Source organism: Paenibacillus sp. FSL M7-1046, from assembly GCF_038007405.1.
In the GTDB taxonomy this organism is placed as follows: Bacteria; Bacillota; Bacilli; order Paenibacillales; family Paenibacillaceae; genus Paenibacillus_AQ.
Genome location: NZ_JBBOXB010000001.1, coordinates 3,848,654 through 3,864,498, shown reverse-complemented (window position 1 = coordinate 3,864,498; position 15,845 = coordinate 3,848,654). Strand labels below are relative to the sequence as shown.

Sequence of the window (15,845 nt, the reverse complement as noted above, 5' to 3'; positions counted from 1 at the left end):
CCCTTATCCTCTCAGCTCTGCGATGCGGGCGAGCACTTTCTCGCGTTTTGCGGAATAGTCCGCCTGCTTTGCACGTTCCTCTTCGATGACTTTTGCCGGCGCCTTGGCCACGAAGCCCTGATTGCCGAGCTTCTTCTCCACGCGCTCTACTTCGCTGTTCAGACTCTGAACTTCTTTTTCCAGACGGATAATTTCCTGCTCAATATCGATCAGCCCCGACAGCGGCAGAAGAAGCTCTGCGCCCGTAACTACTGCGGACATGACTTTATCCGGTGTCTGCGGATCAAGGCTTGCTTCGAACGAAGATGTGTTGCAGAAGCGTCCAATGTAATTGTCGTTGCGGGTAATGATGCTCAAGGTGTCTTCATTTCCGGCTTTGATGATCAGCTCTACCTTCTTGCTCATCGGCACATTCACCTCGGCGCGGATATTACGAACTGCACGAATGATGTCCATCAGCAGGGTCATTTCTGCCACTGCCTGCGGATTCTCAAGCGCCGCATCATATTTTGGCCATTCCGCCAGGGTGATCGTTTCGCCTTCATGCGGTAGATGCTGCCAAATTTCTTCGGTAATGAACGGCATGAACGGGTGAATCAGGCGCAGCGTACGGTCCAGCACATAGGCCAGCACCGATTGCGTCTTTGCTTTGGCAGCAGCGTCAGCTCCATAAAGCGACAGCTTCGCGAACTCGATATACCAGTCACACAGATCATCCCAAATGAAGTTATACAAGAGGCGGCCGGTCTCGCCGTACTCGTACGAGTCAATTAGACGCGTAATATCACGAGAAGTTTCGTTCAAGCGATGCAGAATCCAGCGGTCCGCCGTGCTAAGCTCACCTGTAATGTCAATATCTGCAAAGTTTACGCCTTCCAGATTCATCAGTGCAAAGCGCGAGGCATTCCAGATCTTATTGGCAAAATTACGCGCCTGCTCTACCTTCTCCATGCGGAAACGCAGATCCTGTCCGGCTGTGCTGCCTGTCGAAATCATATAACGCATAGCATCTGCACCATATTGCTCGATAACATCCAGCGGATCGATCCCGTTGCCGAGCGATTTGGACATCTTACGTCCTTCGGCATCCCGCACCAAGCCGTGCATGAATACATCGGAGAACGGCTTTTTGCCGGTGAACTCCAGCGCGGAGAAGATCATGCGCGCTACCCAGAAGTAAATGATGTCATAGCCGGTAACCAGGACATTGTTCGGATAAAACCGCTGATAGTCGCTGCTGCTTTCATCCGGCCAGCCCAGTGTAGCGAACGGCCACAGATTGGAGCTGAACCATGTATCGAGAACGTCCTCATCCTGCTTCAGATCATCAAGTCCGCTGATTTCGCGGGCTTCCTCTTCCGTATACGCTACAAACACTTCACCTGTAGATTCAGAGTACCAGGCCGGGATGCGGTGTCCCCACCACAATTGGCGGGAAATACACCAGTCACGCACATTTTCGATCCAGTTCAAATACGTTTTCTCAAAACGGTCCGGCACAAAGTTAACGCCGTCACCGTTCTTCTGTGCAGTAATGGCAGCTTCAGCCAGCGGCTGCATCTTCACGAACCACTGGGTGGACAGATAAGGCTCAACCACTGCGCCGGAACGCTCGCTGTGTCCTACCTGATGCAGATGGTCCTCAATCGAAATCAGAACGCCCTGCTCCTTGAGATCAGCAACAATCGCTTTGCGGCATTCGCTGCGGTCCAGTCCCTGATAAGGACCAGCCTCCTCGTTCATCGTGCCGCCTTCGTCCATCACATTGATCTGCGGAAGGTTGTGGCGCAGGCCAACTTCAAAGTCATTCGGATCATGGGCCGGAGTGATCTTAACCGCGCCGCTGCCGAATTCTTTCTCTACATAATCATCGGCGATAATCGGAATTTCCCGGCCGATGACCGGAAGGATCAACGTTTTGCCGATTAGATCCTGATAGCGTTCATCCTTCGGATGCACCGCTACCGCCGTATCACCCAGCATCGTCTCCGGACGTGTCGTTGCTACGGTGATGAATCCGCTGCCGTCTTTAAGAGGGTAGCGCAGATGGTACAGGTGACCGTTAACCTCTTTGTACTCAACTTCAATATCGGATAAAGCAGTACGGGCTGCCGGATCCCAGTTGATAATGCGCTTGCCGCGGTAGATCAGTCCTTTACGGTATAACTCCACAAATACCTGGCGTACACCGCTGGACATCCCTTTATCCAGAGTGAACCGCTCGCGCGAATAGTCGAGGGACAGACCCATCTTGGCCCACTGCTCATGAATGGTCTTGGCATACTGGTCCTTCCACTCCCATACCTGCTCCAGGAATTTCTCGCGGCCCAGATCATGCCGGGAAAGGCCCTGCTGGCGCAGCTTCTGCTCCACCTTGGTCTGGGTAGCAATACCAGCATGGTCCGTTCCCGGGAGCCACAGGGTATCGAAGCCCTGCATCCGCTTGGTACGGATCAGGATATCCTGCAGCGTGAAATCGAGCGCATGCCCGATGTGCAGCATCCCGGTTACATTCGGCGGTGGAATTACAATGCTGTAAGGCTCTGCTTCAGGCCGCATTCCAGCCTTGAAGAACTCCTTCTCCATCCAGTAGGCATACCATTTCTGTTCAGCCGCCTTCGGATCATATGTAGTCGGCATATCGCTCTTTGCGCTATTGTCGGCAGCAGCATCCTGTGCCGGATCTTGCGGCATCTGTAGCTCTGCCGCCGCTTTGTTGTGATCAGCCATTCTAAACCCTCCATTTAAGTAGCATTGGTAGATGTATCTCTGAAGCTGGACCTCTGAAAAAAAATACAAAAAGGCCCTTCGTCTCAAAGGACGAAAGGCCATTCTTTCGCGGTACCACCTTTGTTTCGCGCCAATAAAAAATAAACCACCGTTCCGGTCCCAAAGGTTCCGGAAACTTAGCGCGACACTCACGCAGATAACGGCTGCAACCGGCCACTTCCTAACCTGTGCTTCTTGAATCTGAAGACAAGCTCAGAGGGGCAACTCCGGGGCGACTTCGGTGGCTGCATCCTGCGGAAACTCACAGCAATTTATAGTTCCGCTCTCTGAAGGGCTGACCGCCTACTCTTCCCGTTCCCAGTCTTTATTAAGAATTTACTTAATCCAATAATACATTTAGTACTATTCCTAGTCAACCAGCATACACACAAACTGCGGGACTTATACCGCCCATTTCTAAAATTTGCTCCCTTGGCCTGATTTGAACCCCTGATGTTCATCCTTAGTTTCAGCTCAGAGGACAGAAACACAAAAAATCCCGATCTCATCCGATCGGGATTCTGACACCGATGCGCCTGCCGGCATCTCTTAAGGGATATACAATACTTGGCCTTCCTCCACATTCTGACCGGAAAGACGGTTGTACATGACAAGCTCTCTTGCACTGAGCTGATATTTCTCCGCTATAGTATCAATTGTTTCTTCACGCTGGACAATGCAGAGACGCACTTTACGGAACAGATCCTTGCCGTTCAAGCCACCGATAAAACGGCTTTTCCATTCCCCGTCACGGCCGGAGTCCGGAACAGGCGCCGCAGCAGCTGTATCCTCGGCGATAAGCTCTTCCTGTTCCTTGCGGGAGCGGCTGGAGCTGAGCAGGGAAGAAAAGGTAAGATGCTCCTTCGCGGGAATATCTTCTTCTCTCTTGCTTCCCAGGGCAACCTTCAGATCCGGCTTCTCCTCCTGCGGAGGTGTTGCTTCCTTAGAGATCACGCCTTCGCCCGCGTTCTCCTGATCAGCGTGAGATGCGGAGCTATCCTGAGCAAAAAGTGCCGCATAGTCCCCATTTTGAGCAGAGAAATCCTTTTCTTCCTGATGGGAGGCATGCGCCTCCAAGGCTGTATTCTCAGCGGCAGCATCCGAAATGTCCTTTGCGCTGCCTGAACTTTCGGTGCCTGATACTTTGGCAATGTCAGAACTGTTAAAGGGATTTGTATAGCCAGCCTGATTTCCAGCGGCCGGAACGGCCTGTTCCGCTCTCCCTTGTGCCCCGAAGAAGTGACCCGAAACAGGTTCGTTGTCCGCAGTTCCGGCTGCTGATATCCCCTGCGGGCTATCAAAGCTGTGTGTCCGCACCTTCACTTCCTTGTCCTTCTGCTGGGCCGGTGGGGATGCAGCGGGCTGGTGGGTGAACACGGTGCCTTCCAAAAACAGCGGATTCACAGCAGCTTCAGGCCCACTGTGGGCAAACTCATGCTCCTCAGCGAAACTCTCTGCGGTGCCTTCGCCATAAGTCCACACTGAGTTTTCATATAAAGCATCGTTCTCATGCTCCCGGGCCTCTACCCTAACCCCCGGGGCCTGTTTTTCTTCGTCAGGTGAATAAGCTGCCGTGTACTCCTCCTGCTGCCAGGCGGGCTGCGTCTCCGCTCCCCCGATTCCCCGCAGCGAGAGTACACCAGTTATATTGACCGTACGCATCGTAAGCAGGTCGATATCGAAATTCTCGATCTCCACCCCTATGTCTTCAAGTGAGCTGACCCGGGTCAGCGGTACTGTGATTTCAACAGGAATGGCATGCTCCAGACGTTCCGTCCGGTCATTCTCACCCCGGTAGAGTCCGGTGAGCAGAAGCTGTCCGTACAGCTCGGCCCGGTCCTCCCGCTGAATCACCTGGATTTCCGGAATCAGCTCCACCTCTTCCAGTTCAGCGATTCCCGGAAGTTCTTCCGAAAGGTGGATGCGTTCATAAATATCAAACCGCAAACCGTGGGACTGGTCAAACACGGGAAATGTCCTCCTTCTTGGCATAATCTAACCCCGAGACAAGCCCAGAGCATAAGCCCAAAATGTTACTCCTCTCATGTATATGCTTCAATCAGAAAGGCATGACAACTTTGGACACTTCATCAGAGCAGCCGTCTCTTATTGCTTGTCAAAACCAAGAATACGGGCATCGGGAACGGAATAATCCAGCGGCAGCCTGCTCCGGAGAACCGGCACCAGTGGATTGCCGGGGGTAATGCTGCCCAGCAAATCAGCCGGATGAAAAGCTCCCTGAATCGCTCCGGCTTCCTTTCCCACCGCCAGCATTTCGCCTCCGGTCCCCCCTCTATGCCAGGCTTGCTTTCCCACCGCTTTGCGGTACACCTTAAGCGTTCCTTCCGTCATGACATCCAGCGAGCGGCAGCGGACCGCCCATTTTCTCGCCTGGTTTCCTGTCCGCCCGCGCAGTTCATCATCGCCTAGCAGCAGAAGCAGCAGCTCCGCCAGCCCCCCTGAATCTTCCGCGGGAAAGATCCAGCCTGTTTCTCCGTGCTTAACCATTTCCGGCATTCCCGTCGTCCCAGCCACAATCGGTGCAATACCGGCAAGCTGGGCTTCTGTGACCGAGTAGGGCTGCGTATCCTGCAGGCTGGGCTGCACATAGATATCGGCCTGCTGCAACGTGGCCGGGATATTGTCCAAATTACCCACAAACACCAGATGTCCCTGAATCCCCAGCGCTGCCGCCTGTGATCTCAGCTCTTCCAGGAGACTACCGCTCCCGGCTAAGACGCAGACCCAGTCCTGACGGCTGCGATGCACCAGACCCAGTGCGCCGATCAGCACATGCACGCCCTTGATGTACTCGAAACGGCCGGCGTACATAATCACCTTATGTCCCCCGCCAAGCTGTACCGGGGAAGGCAATGCAGCCTTGTCATTGTACTGCTCCAGGTTGATCCCGTAAGGCAGCGTATGAATCCGCTCCGGAGTGACGCCGAGCTCATTCACCAGTTGACCGATCCATTTTGAAGAGACCAGGATCAGATCGGCGGCATGTGCGCCAAGCTGCTCAATCCGGCGGAAATAGCTCCAAATCGGCCGGCTCTCGTATTTCTCCTTCGTAAGCTCCGGTTCAATCCCCTTATACTCGTAATACGACTCCCGGGCCAATGCCCCGTGAATGCTGGACACCAGCGGCACCCGATTTTTCATCACCCGCCGCAGCGCGTAAGTGGAGATGGGATCCTGGGTGTGGATGAGATCATAGTCCTCCAGGCCGAGCACAGACGCTCCCGCCTCAAACACATAACGGCCAATTTCAAAACTGAAGATGCCATGCTCCAGGTACAGATACGGAAACCGCTGAGGATCAAGATAAGGCAGCAGCGTGTTATAATATGCATTTTTATCAAAATAGCTCTCCTGGTTCAGCAAATATAACGTATTGCTCTCTACATGGCTTCCCATCAGCGTAACAGAATGCCCCTGCTCGCTCAGCTTGTCTGAGAGCTGTTTCATATACGTCCAGATTCCGCCCATATTAGTGAGTCCCCAGTAGGTGACCAGCAGTATTTTCATGAACCCCTCTCCCCGGCTTGTAGAATTCATTTCATGAGGAGCAGCCTGCTCCGCGTTAACAAAGTATTATATGACCAACGCTGGCTATAAGGCATGGGCAACAGTCTCTTTCTATGAAAAAAAGCACCTGCCCGTTAATAGAAGTAGGTCTGCCGACCAGCTGCTGGAATCCAAAAAGCCCGGAAGGAAACGGCTTTCCTCCAAAGAATAAAAGCCTGTAGACGAGGCCGTAACGGCTCTGTCTGCAGGCTTATTTATACTTGGCTTAGCTCGCTCCCGCACAGGGGGATGGACGGTTCTCCGGTTGAGCGGCTGACACTTTGCCCTCTCACATTCTATAGCTGGGCAGCGTTAAAAGTATCTCCGCCTTCAATGGTACCGGAGTTAAAACCTTTGTAGAACCAGCGTTTCCGCTGTTCCGAAGACCCATGGGTGAAGCTGTCTGGCACCGCATACCCTTGTGCCTGCTTCTGGATCGTGTCATCGCCGACCGCACTCGCCGCCGTCAGAGCCTCCTCCAGATCGCCTTCTTCCAGCAGGTTCATGCCCTGGGCGTGATTGGCCCAGACTCCGGCCAGATAATCGGCCTGCAGCTCGAACCGGACCTGATATTTATTAAATTCCTTCTCGCTCAGGCTCTGGCGAAGCGAATTCAGCTGCTTCGACGTGCCCAGCAGGGTCTGTACATGATGGCCCACCTCGTGGGCAATGACATAAGCCATCGCGAAATCGCCCGGCGCCTGGAAGCGCTGCTGCAGCTCATCGTAGAAGCTCAGATCAATATACAGCTTGGCGTCCCCGGGACAATAAAACGGCCCGACTGCCGAAGTGGCCGTTCCACAGGCAGAATCCACACTGCCGCTGTACATTACAAGCGTCGGATCCTCATAGGTCATTCCCTGCTGCTTAAAAATCTCACCCCACACCTCCTCGGTGTCAGCAAGAACCACGGATACAAATTCGGAAAGCTCCTGCTCCTCAGCTGTCTGCTCATAAGGAGCTGAAGAATTGGTACCGCCGGATGTCAGGTTCCCTAATATATCCCCGGCATTGCCCCCGCTGAGCAGTGTTACAATCACTACAAGAATAATTCCGCCGATCCCGCCGCCAATGACCTTCCCGCCGCCCCCGCCTCTGCCTCTGCGGTCCTCCACATTCGAACTGCCTCTTCTTCCCTGCCATTTCATGGCTATGCCCCCAGTCGTAGGATCGTTAATGTGCCAAGCTGCATTTCGTAAGGGTATCTATCTTATTAGTGTTATACCCAAAAACGGCAGATTGGCACTTCCACTTGCTGGGCGGGCGGGAAATAAGGGGGGACAAGAAAGTAGAAACACGGCGGCAACACTAATTTAGCTGCAATTTTCTTCAACACTTACATCATCATTTGTAATGATGACCTTGGAATGGCCGGATAAACTTTCGGTATACGAACATATCCCGACCGTTTTCGGCGAGTCCTCATCTCTTGGATCGGTATACTTAAGATAAATTCCGCCTTCGCCGGAAAGGCTTAGTTCAGGGCTGATTTTCACCTTTCTTCCACTGGGTATCCCTTGCTCGAAGCTTTCCTTGGAACTGCTCTCAATGATCTGGCCAGCGGAATCGCTCGTAAGGACCCCTGTCTCGACGGAAAACAGATCGTAATCGGATTGATTGTCTACGGTCACAGTAAAACTGCCAAATTGCTGAATCAGTTTCACAACATCCGAACCGACAGTAGCTGCAGTAATACTCCCGGCAATTATTAAAACCGCATCGAAGACGGCTATCGTTACAGAGATTCTGTTCCATTTCATCTGCTGTCCATCTCCTTTATTAGAAAGACGAACCGAGACGCAGAAATGTATCATTCGTTAAATATTTAGCACGGCTGGAGCTTGAAGGGGGCGACACTCAGCTTTCCGCGGATCGGAGGTATTTGTGCCTCTCATTTCGCCAAATCGCTCACCTTCCCCCTATTCGGAGGTACTTGTACCTCTCATTTCGCCAAATCGCTCACCTTCCGCCTATTCGGAGGTACTTGTACCTCTCATTTCGTCAAATCGCTTACTTTCCGCCTATTCGGAGGTACTTGTACCTTTCATTCGCCAAATCGCTCACCATCTGCCTATTCGGAGGTACTTGTGCCTCTCATTTCGCCAAATCGCTTACTTTCCGCCTATTCGGAGGTACTTGTGCCTCTCATTCGCGGATTCGCATCATCAAGTTTGTGACTTATTCACATTTGTGATTGTGATTATTAATTTTCCAGCAACAAAAAAAAGACACCAAGGCAGGGGATGGGACTGCACCTCGTCTCACAAACAGGGTGTAGCCCCTTCAGCCTCGGGTCTCTTTATAGTTGCATTATAAAATTTGATTGTCTTTAGATCATTTAGTCGCTAGGAAGCTCCAACAGACTGATTTCAGCCTATTGTCCCGCCGCCCAGTTCCTCCCGCAGCCGCAGCATATCCTCCGGCCATGGATCGGCTATTTCCAGCCTTTCCTTGCTCCATGGATGGCTGAAAGCCAACACCTCACCGTGCAGAGCCTGACGGCTGCTGCCTGTCAACCCCCAGCGCGGCCCGCCATACAGCTCATCCCCGTACAGCGGATGCCCCATATGGCTGAGGTGGACGCGGATCTGATGCGTGCGTCCAGTTTCCAGCTGCACCTTAAGCGAAGTGCCGCCTTGCAGCACCTCGCGTCCAAGGATTAACGTTACCGCGGACTGTCCGCCGGGCGACACACGCCTGCGCGCCGCATGATGGCGGTCGCGGCCAATCGGGGCGTCGATCACCTTGAGCGCAGGCGGGACGACGCCCTCCACAATCGCGGCGTACCGCCGCGATATCACCTTCTCGCGCATGTCTTCATCGAGTACAAGCTGCGCATATTCATTCTTCGCATAGAGCACAGGACCCGTGGTATCCTTGTCCAACCGGTGTATATGCCGCACGGCGACACTACCGCCGGAAGCGGCATAATGCGCTGCAACAACATGATCCAGCGTTGTATCTGATCCGCTGCCGTCCGGGTGAACCGCCATACCCGCAGGTTTATGGACAACAAGGCAAAAGTCGTCCTCATACAGCACTTCAAGCTCCTGCCACACCGGCTCAATGCCCGCTTCCCGATAAGGAAAAAGCGCCAGCCGCAGCCGGTCGCCCTTCCACTGGATGCCGCCTTCGCGGCGCAGCCGGGCATGGAGTTTCACCGGCATCCCGGCCGTCTCCAGCAGCCAGCGGTCTACCGCAGCCTGCAGATCAGCTGCTCCGGTAACGACCCGGCCGGGCATGGCTTCCAGCCATTCGCCGCGCCGGGTCCAGGCGCCGCCGCCCTGGACCGATACATTATCTGCTCCGGACATCACAGTGACTTCAGGGCGTTCAAGTGAGCTTCGATAGTATCATCGATATCCTGCTCGCTGTGTACAGCGGATACGAACATTCCTTCGAACTGCGATGGCGGAACACTGATGCCCTGATCCAGCATCTTGGCGAAGTAGCTGCGGAACATATCCAGGTTACTGGTTTTGGCCGTTTCGAAGTTGATTACCGGACCTTCGGTAAAAAACGGGCAGACCATGGAGCCCACACGGTTAATTGTCAGCGGAATGCCGGTCTCGGCGCTGTTCCGCTTAAGACCTGCTTCCAGACGTGCGCCGAGTGTCTCCAGGCGGTCGTACACCTCTGGCGTCAGCAGCTTCAGCGTGCTGAGACCGGAAGCCATCGCCAGCGGATTGCCGCTGAGCGTACCCGCTTGGTAGATCGGGCCGGATGGAGCGATCTGTTCCATAATCTCTCTTTTGCCGCCATACGCGCCCACGGGTAGACCGCCGCCGATTACTTTGCCGAAGCAGGTCAGATCCGGTTCAATGCCGAACAGTCCCTGAGCGCAGCTGCGGTTCACGCGGAAGCCTGTCATGACCTCATCAAAAATAAGCAGTGCTCCGTAACCCGTCGTCACCTTGCGCAAACCTTCAAGGAAGCCTGGAAGCGGCGGTACAACGCCCATATTACCGGCAATCGGTTCTACAATAATCGCGGCAATCTCACTGCCATAACGTTCAAAAGCGATTTTGACCCCTTCCAGATCATTGTACGGCACCGTGATCGTATTGACCGCTACGCCTTCAGGCACGCCAGGACTATCCGGCAAACCAAGCGTGGCTACGCCGGAGCCGGCTTTGATCAACAGGCTGTCCGCATGACCGTGGTACGAGCCCTCAAACTTGAGGATTTTGCTGCGTCCGGTAGTTCCCCGGGCCAATCGGATCGCACTCATAGTAGCTTCCGTACCGGAGTTGACCATCCGCACGATATCCACTGAAGGGACACGTTCCACCACTGTTTTGGCCATTTCCGTCTCCAGCAGCGTAGGCGCGCCAAAGCTTGTCCCTTTTACCGCCGTCTCCTGCAATGCCTTTACGACCTCTGGGTGAGCATGTCCCATAATGAGCGGTCCCCACGAACAGACGTAGTCAATAAAGCTGTTGCCGTCGATATCGTAAATGCGCGAACCCGCGCCATGATCCACATAAACCGGTGTCAATCCTACGGATTTGAACGCCCGCACCGGGCTGTTCACCCCGCCGGGAATATACTGCTTCGCTTCTTCAAAAGCTGCACGGGAAGCTTCTTCCCGGCGCGCCAATGGCACATTACCCATGGTCCCTCACTCCTGTTCAATTCTTGATTAGTTTAGCCCTGCAGCCAGCGTGCCGCATCCTTGGCAAAATAGGTAATGATAATATCCGCTCCTGCACGCTTCATGCCGGTCAACATTTCCAGTACTACCGCCTGCTCGTCGATCCAGCCCTGCAGCGCCGCCGCTTTGACCATGGAGTATTCTCCGCTCACATTGTAGGCAACCAGCGGCAGATCGAACTGGTCGCGGATGGTCCGGATGACATCCAGATAAGCCAGCGCCGGTTTCACCATCAGCATATCCGCACCTTCCAGCACATCCGAATCCGCTTCGCGGATCGCTTCCCGCAGATTGGCCGGGTCCATCTGGTAGGTTTTGCGGTTGCCGAACTGCGGAGCAGAGTCAGCAGCTTCACGGAACGGGCCGTAGAAGGCCGAAGCATATTTTACCGAATAGGACATAATCGGCACATGCTCGAAGCCATTCTCATCCAGTCCGGTGCGGATCGCCTGCACGAAACCATCCATCATGTTGGAAGGTGCGATAATGTCCGCCCCGGCCTTGGCCTGCGATACCGCTGTACGGGTCAGCAGCTCAAGCGAAGCATCGTTGATGACATCGCCGTGTACGACACCATCTACTGTATGGGTATGAACCATCCCGCAGTGGCCGTGATCGGTGAATTCACAAAGGCAGGTATCGGCAACGACCAGCAGCTCAGGGTACCACTGCTTGATCAGCCGCGTAGCTTCCTGCACGATGCCGTCATCGGCAAAACCAGATGAACCGATCGCATCCTTGGTCTCAGGAATGCCAAACAGCAGCACAGCAGGAATGCCCAGTGCAGCAATCTCATCCACTTCGGCCTTCAGCATGTCGAGCGAGAAATGATACACACCCGGCATGGAGCCGATCTCATTCTTCACACCTGTTCCATAGGTAACAAAAATCGGCTGGATGAAATCCAGCGTATTTAATATCGTCTCACGCACCATTCCGCGAATTCCGGCTGTCCCGCGCAGACGGCGGTGCCGTGTAATTGGAAAACTCATTGGACATCCTCCTGTATAGTAGATATATAAACACATAAGTTAAGTGATCTATTGAACATTAGCCCAGCTGTGAACTGAATGAGACCCGGGAAGGGGCATTCATGTAGTCACAGACGAACCCGGTCGGACTGAGGTGAACTCAGAGTAACTCAGATAAATACAGGCAATCAAAGGGTAAACCAAGCAAACTAAGCTAACCCAGCAACTAAGCAACCAAGCAAACTAAGCTAACCAAGCAACTAAGCTAACCAAGCTAACCCAGCAAACTAAGCTAACCCAGCAAACCAAGCAAACCAAGTAAACCAAGTAAACCAAGCTAACCCAGCAAACTAAGCTAACCCAGCAAACTAAGCTAATCCAGCAAACACAGCTAACCCAGCAAACACAGCAAACCAAGCAAACCAAGCAAACCAAGCAAACCAAGCAAACCAAGCAAACCAAGCAAACCAAGCAAACCAAGCAAACCAAGCAAACCAAGCAAACCAAGCAAACCAAGCAAACCAAGCAAACCAAGCAAACCAAGCAAACCAAGCAAACCAAGCAAACCAAGCAAACCAAGCAAACCAAGCAAACCAAGCAAACCAAGCAAACCAAGCAAACCAAGCAAACCAAGCAAACCAAGCAAACCAAGCAAACCAAGCAAACCAAGCAAACCAAGCAAACCAAGCAAACCAAGCAAACCAAGCAAACCAAGCAAACCAAGCAAACCCAGCTAACCCAGCTAACCCAGCTAACCCAGCTAACCCAGCAAACCCAGCAAACCCAGCAAACCCAGCAAACCAAGCAAACCAAGCAAACTAAGCTAACCCAGCTAACCCAGCTAACCCAGCTAACCCAGCTAACCAAGTAACCAAGTAACCAAGTAACCAAGCTAACCCAGCAAACTAAGCTAACCCAGCTAACCCAGCTAACCCAGCAAACCAAGCAAACCCAGCTAACCCAGCTAACCCAGCTAACCCAGCAAACTAAGCTAACCAAGCAACTAAGCAACTAAGCGAACTCAGACAAACACAGGCAGATTGCGCTAACTGCATTCTCTGCAACTAATTTCACAATATGCCCGCTGTTTTGCCGCCTAACTGTACTTCATACAACTAAAATCACCGAAATAGCGAATTTCCGCTTAAATGGGCAAATTTAGCTGTACAGAATACAACTAACCATCCTTATGAGGGGTTTAAGCCTACTTTTGTTGTACAAAGTGCAGCTAAGTTAGATTTCCCTACTCGTCCGCCAGCCATTAAATGATTATCGCAGCCGCGTTCCTTCATTCCAGCGGCACAGCTCCTGTACCAATCCCTCGATCGTCGCCTCGCCGGGGAGCAATCCCGGGGTCAGACCGGCTTCTACGGCTGTCTTTTCGGTCACGAGGCCGATGCAGGCAATCTTCACGCCCGCCAGCAGCGGAAGCGGATCTTCAAGCCCCATCCGCTTCAGGATGCTGATGAAGTTACGCACTGTCGAAGAGCTGGTGAAGGTAACCGCGTGAATCCGCTTCTCCTCCAGCAGCTTAAGCAGCTCGATGTCATCCTCGCCGGTGACCACCGTCTCGTAGGTGTCCACTTCGGTCACTTCCAGCCCCAGCTCCCTCAGCTTGTCCGGCAGCCACTCGCGCGCGAGGTCGCCGCGTGGCAGCAGCACCTTCTGCCCAGGCAGCAGCCTGGAGCCGAAGGCTTCGATCAGCCCCTCTGCCTGGAAGACTCCAGGCAGCTCCTCAGCCACCAGCCCGCGCTGGGCCAGCGCCGCGGCTGTGGCCGGTCCCACCGCGCCGATGCGCGCGCGGTGCAGGCCGCGGATGTCCACCTTGAGCTCCGCCAGGTGACGCCAAAAAAACTCCACGCCGTTCGCGCTCGTGAAGAAGACCCAGTCGTATGCGGATAACGCGCCGAGCGCTTCTGCAATCTTGGCCTTCTTCTCTGCGCCTTCCGGCATGACCGTCTCAATGACCGGGAACTCGTACGGCTCGCCGCCCAGTTCCTCGATCCGGTCCACCAGCTCGCTGGCCTGGCTGCGGGCCCGTGTAACCACAATGCGCTTGCCGAACAGCGGCAGCGCTTCTACCCACATCAGCTGCTGGCGCTGCAGCACCACGTCGCCGACGACGATGACGGCAGGCGGCTGGAAATCCGCCGCCTTTACCTTCGCCTCAATGTCGGCGAGTGTCCCGATCAGTGTCTCCTGATCCGCACGCGTGCCCCAGCGGACAAGCGCGACCGGCGTTTCCGGCGGCCGCCCGTGTTTGATCAGTTGGGCGCTGATATAGCCGATTTTGGCAACGCCCATCAGAAACACCAGTGTTCCCGTAGCATTCGTCACCTTATCCCAATGAATGGAATGATCCAGCTTATCCGGACTTTCATGTCCGGTAATAATCGAGAGTGAGGAAGCATAATCCCGGTGAGTCACCGGAATGCCGGCATATGCCGGCACGCTGATCGCCGAGGTAATGCCCGGCACGATCTCATAATAAATGCCATGTCTGCGCAGCAGCTCCGCTTCTTCACCCACACGGCCAAAAATCGTCGGGTCCCCGCCCTTCAGCCGCACGACCGTCTTTCCCTCAAGCGCCAGATCGACGAGCAGCTGGTTGATTTCCTCCTGCTTCATCGTATGGCGGTCAGGCAGCTTGCCTACGTATATTTTTTCTCCGCCGGACTTCATATGTTTCAGCAACCTCGGGCTGGCCAGCCGGTCGTATACCAGCACATCCGCCTTCTGGATGCACTCCAGGCCTTTCACCGTAATCAGCTTGGCGTCCCCTGGACCTGCACCTACAAGATAGACTTTCCCCTTCATCTCCATCATCCCCTTACATCCGCCAAAATCTTCTCCGCTCCCCGGGCAATAAGCTTCCTGGCGACCTCTTCGCCAAGCTGAACCGGATCTTCCCCGGTGCAGGTTTCCTTCAGGATCACTGAGCCATCCGGCATTCCCACCATGCCGGTCAATGTGATGACCCGGCGGGTAGAATCCGGTGCAGCAGCACCTGCTAATTCATTGGATTCAGTTCCACTGTCTTCTGCTCCCAGTACCGCAAAAGCGCCGATCGGCACCTGGCAGCCGCCGTTCAGTGCGCCAAGAAACGTCCGTTCCGCCGCCACTGTAAGGGCCGTATGCTCATCATTATAAAGTGCCAGCAGCTTCCGCAGCTCGGCGTCATCCTCCCGGCATTCGATGCCGAGTGCTCCCTGCCCTACAGCAGGCAGGCAGACCTCCGGCGGCAGATAAGCCGTTACCCGGTCCTCCCAGCCCATACGTGAGAGGCCCGCAGCCGCCAGCAGGATCGCGTCGAATTCGCCGCTCTCCAGCTTCTTCAGCCGTGAGTCAATGTTGCCGCGCACCGGCTGGATGTCCAGATCAGGCCGCAGTGCGGCAAGCTGGCTGGAACGGCGCAGGCTGCTGGTGCCGACGCGCGCACCCTGCGGCAGCTCATCCAGACTAGCGGCTCCGGTGGCGATTAGGCAGTCGCGCGGATCGACCCGTCGCGGCACAGCACCGTTAATCAGCCCTTCCGGCAGTTCAGAGGGCATATCCTTCATACTATGTACAGCCATATCGATCTCTTTGGCCAGCATGGCCTGCTCAATTTCCTTTACGAACAACCCTTTGCCGCCCACTTTGGACAAGGTAACGTCCAGAATCCGGTCGCCTTTGGTGACAATCCGGTGCACTTCAAAGGTGAAGCCGAAGCCGTGCTCCTCACTCAGACGCTCCAGATCGGCGATGACATGCCCCGTCTGTGTCAGCGCGAGCGCGCTTTGTCTGCTGCCTACAATAATCTTGCGCATATTTACATTCCTCCCGGTAACCTGCATGTGCCTTGCTGCTCTCACAATCATACTACTCTTATACAATCTGCGGCA

General features: G+C 54.3%; 11 protein-coding genes and 1 other annotated feature. All 11 genes read right to left on the bottom strand.

Going from position 1 to position 15,845, the window contains the following annotated elements; translation table 11 throughout:
• Nucleotides 1-3 precede the first annotated feature (3 nt).
• The 11 genes from NYE29_RS16980 to hemC all read right to left on the bottom strand — a co-directional run bounded on the left by NYE29_RS16980 (nt 4) and on the right by hemC (nt 15,770).
• Nucleotides 4-2,694 (bottom strand): valine--tRNA ligase, encoded by a 2,691-nt coding sequence (locus NYE29_RS16980; RefSeq protein WP_340899740.1) that lies wholly within the window; start codon nt 2,692-2,694, stop codon nt 4-6.
• 119 nt (nt 2,695-2,813) lie between these two features.
• Nucleotides 2,814-3,098 (bottom strand) — a binding site (T-box leader).
• Nucleotides 3,099-3,318: 220 nt separating this feature from the next.
• The gene (locus tag NYE29_RS16975) at nt 3,319-4,737 is read right to left on the bottom strand and encodes a LysM peptidoglycan-binding domain-containing protein (RefSeq protein WP_340896858.1); all 1,419 of its coding nucleotides are present in this window, start codon (nt 4,735-4,737) and stop codon (nt 3,319-3,321) included.
• Nucleotides 4,738-4,875: 138 nt separating this feature from the next.
• Nucleotides 4,876-6,327, bottom strand: coding sequence for a glycosyltransferase family 4 protein (locus NYE29_RS16970; protein WP_340896857.1), 1,452 nt, complete (start codon nt 6,325-6,327; stop codon nt 4,876-4,878).
• Nucleotides 6,328-6,632: 305 nt separating this feature from the next.
• The gene (gene ypfJ / locus NYE29_RS16965; protein WP_340896856.1) at nt 6,633-7,484 is read right to left on the bottom strand and encodes a KPN_02809 family neutral zinc metallopeptidase; all 852 of its coding nucleotides are present in this window, start codon (nt 7,482-7,484) and stop codon (nt 6,633-6,635) included.
• Between the two features lie 165 nt (nt 7,485-7,649).
• On the bottom strand, nt 7,650-8,096 hold the full coding sequence (locus NYE29_RS16960; RefSeq protein WP_340896855.1) for a hypothetical protein: 447 nt from the start codon (nt 8,094-8,096) through the stop codon (nt 7,650-7,652).
• A gap of 609 nt (nt 8,097-8,705) precedes the next feature.
• Nucleotides 8,706-9,650 carry an RluA family pseudouridine synthase gene (locus NYE29_RS16955; RefSeq protein ID WP_340896854.1) on the bottom strand — a complete coding sequence of 315 codons (945 nt, stop codon included), beginning with the start codon at nt 9,648-9,650 and terminating at the stop codon, nt 8,706-8,708.
• Nucleotides 9,650-10,951: a glutamate-1-semialdehyde 2,1-aminomutase gene (gene hemL / locus NYE29_RS16950; RefSeq protein ID WP_038595727.1), complete on the bottom strand. Its 1,302-nt coding sequence runs from the start codon at nt 10,949-10,951 to the stop codon at nt 9,650-9,652. The genes NYE29_RS16955 and hemL overlap by 1 nt, the downstream gene beginning before the upstream one ends.
• A gap of 32 nt (nt 10,952-10,983) precedes the next feature.
• Nucleotides 10,984-11,982: a porphobilinogen synthase gene (gene hemB, locus NYE29_RS16945; RefSeq protein WP_076114071.1), complete on the bottom strand. Its 999-nt coding sequence runs from the start codon at nt 11,980-11,982 to the stop codon at nt 10,984-10,986.
• 370 nt (nt 11,983-12,352) lie between these two features.
• Nucleotides 12,353-12,688 carry a hypothetical protein gene (locus tag NYE29_RS16940; protein ID WP_340896853.1) on the bottom strand — a complete coding sequence of 112 codons (336 nt, stop codon included), beginning with the start codon at nt 12,686-12,688 and terminating at the stop codon, nt 12,353-12,355.
• A 542-nt stretch (nt 12,689-13,230) separates the two neighbouring features.
• The gene (gene cobA / locus NYE29_RS16935; RefSeq protein ID WP_340899738.1) at nt 13,231-14,778 is read right to left on the bottom strand and encodes a uroporphyrinogen-III C-methyltransferase; all 1,548 of its coding nucleotides are present in this window, start codon (nt 14,776-14,778) and stop codon (nt 13,231-13,233) included.
• A gap of 5 nt (nt 14,779-14,783) precedes the next feature.
• Entirely contained in the window at nt 14,784-15,770 is a 987-nt protein-coding gene (hemC, locus tag NYE29_RS16930; RefSeq protein ID WP_340899737.1) for a hydroxymethylbilane synthase, read from the bottom strand.
• Nucleotides 15,771-15,845 lie beyond the last annotated feature (75 nt).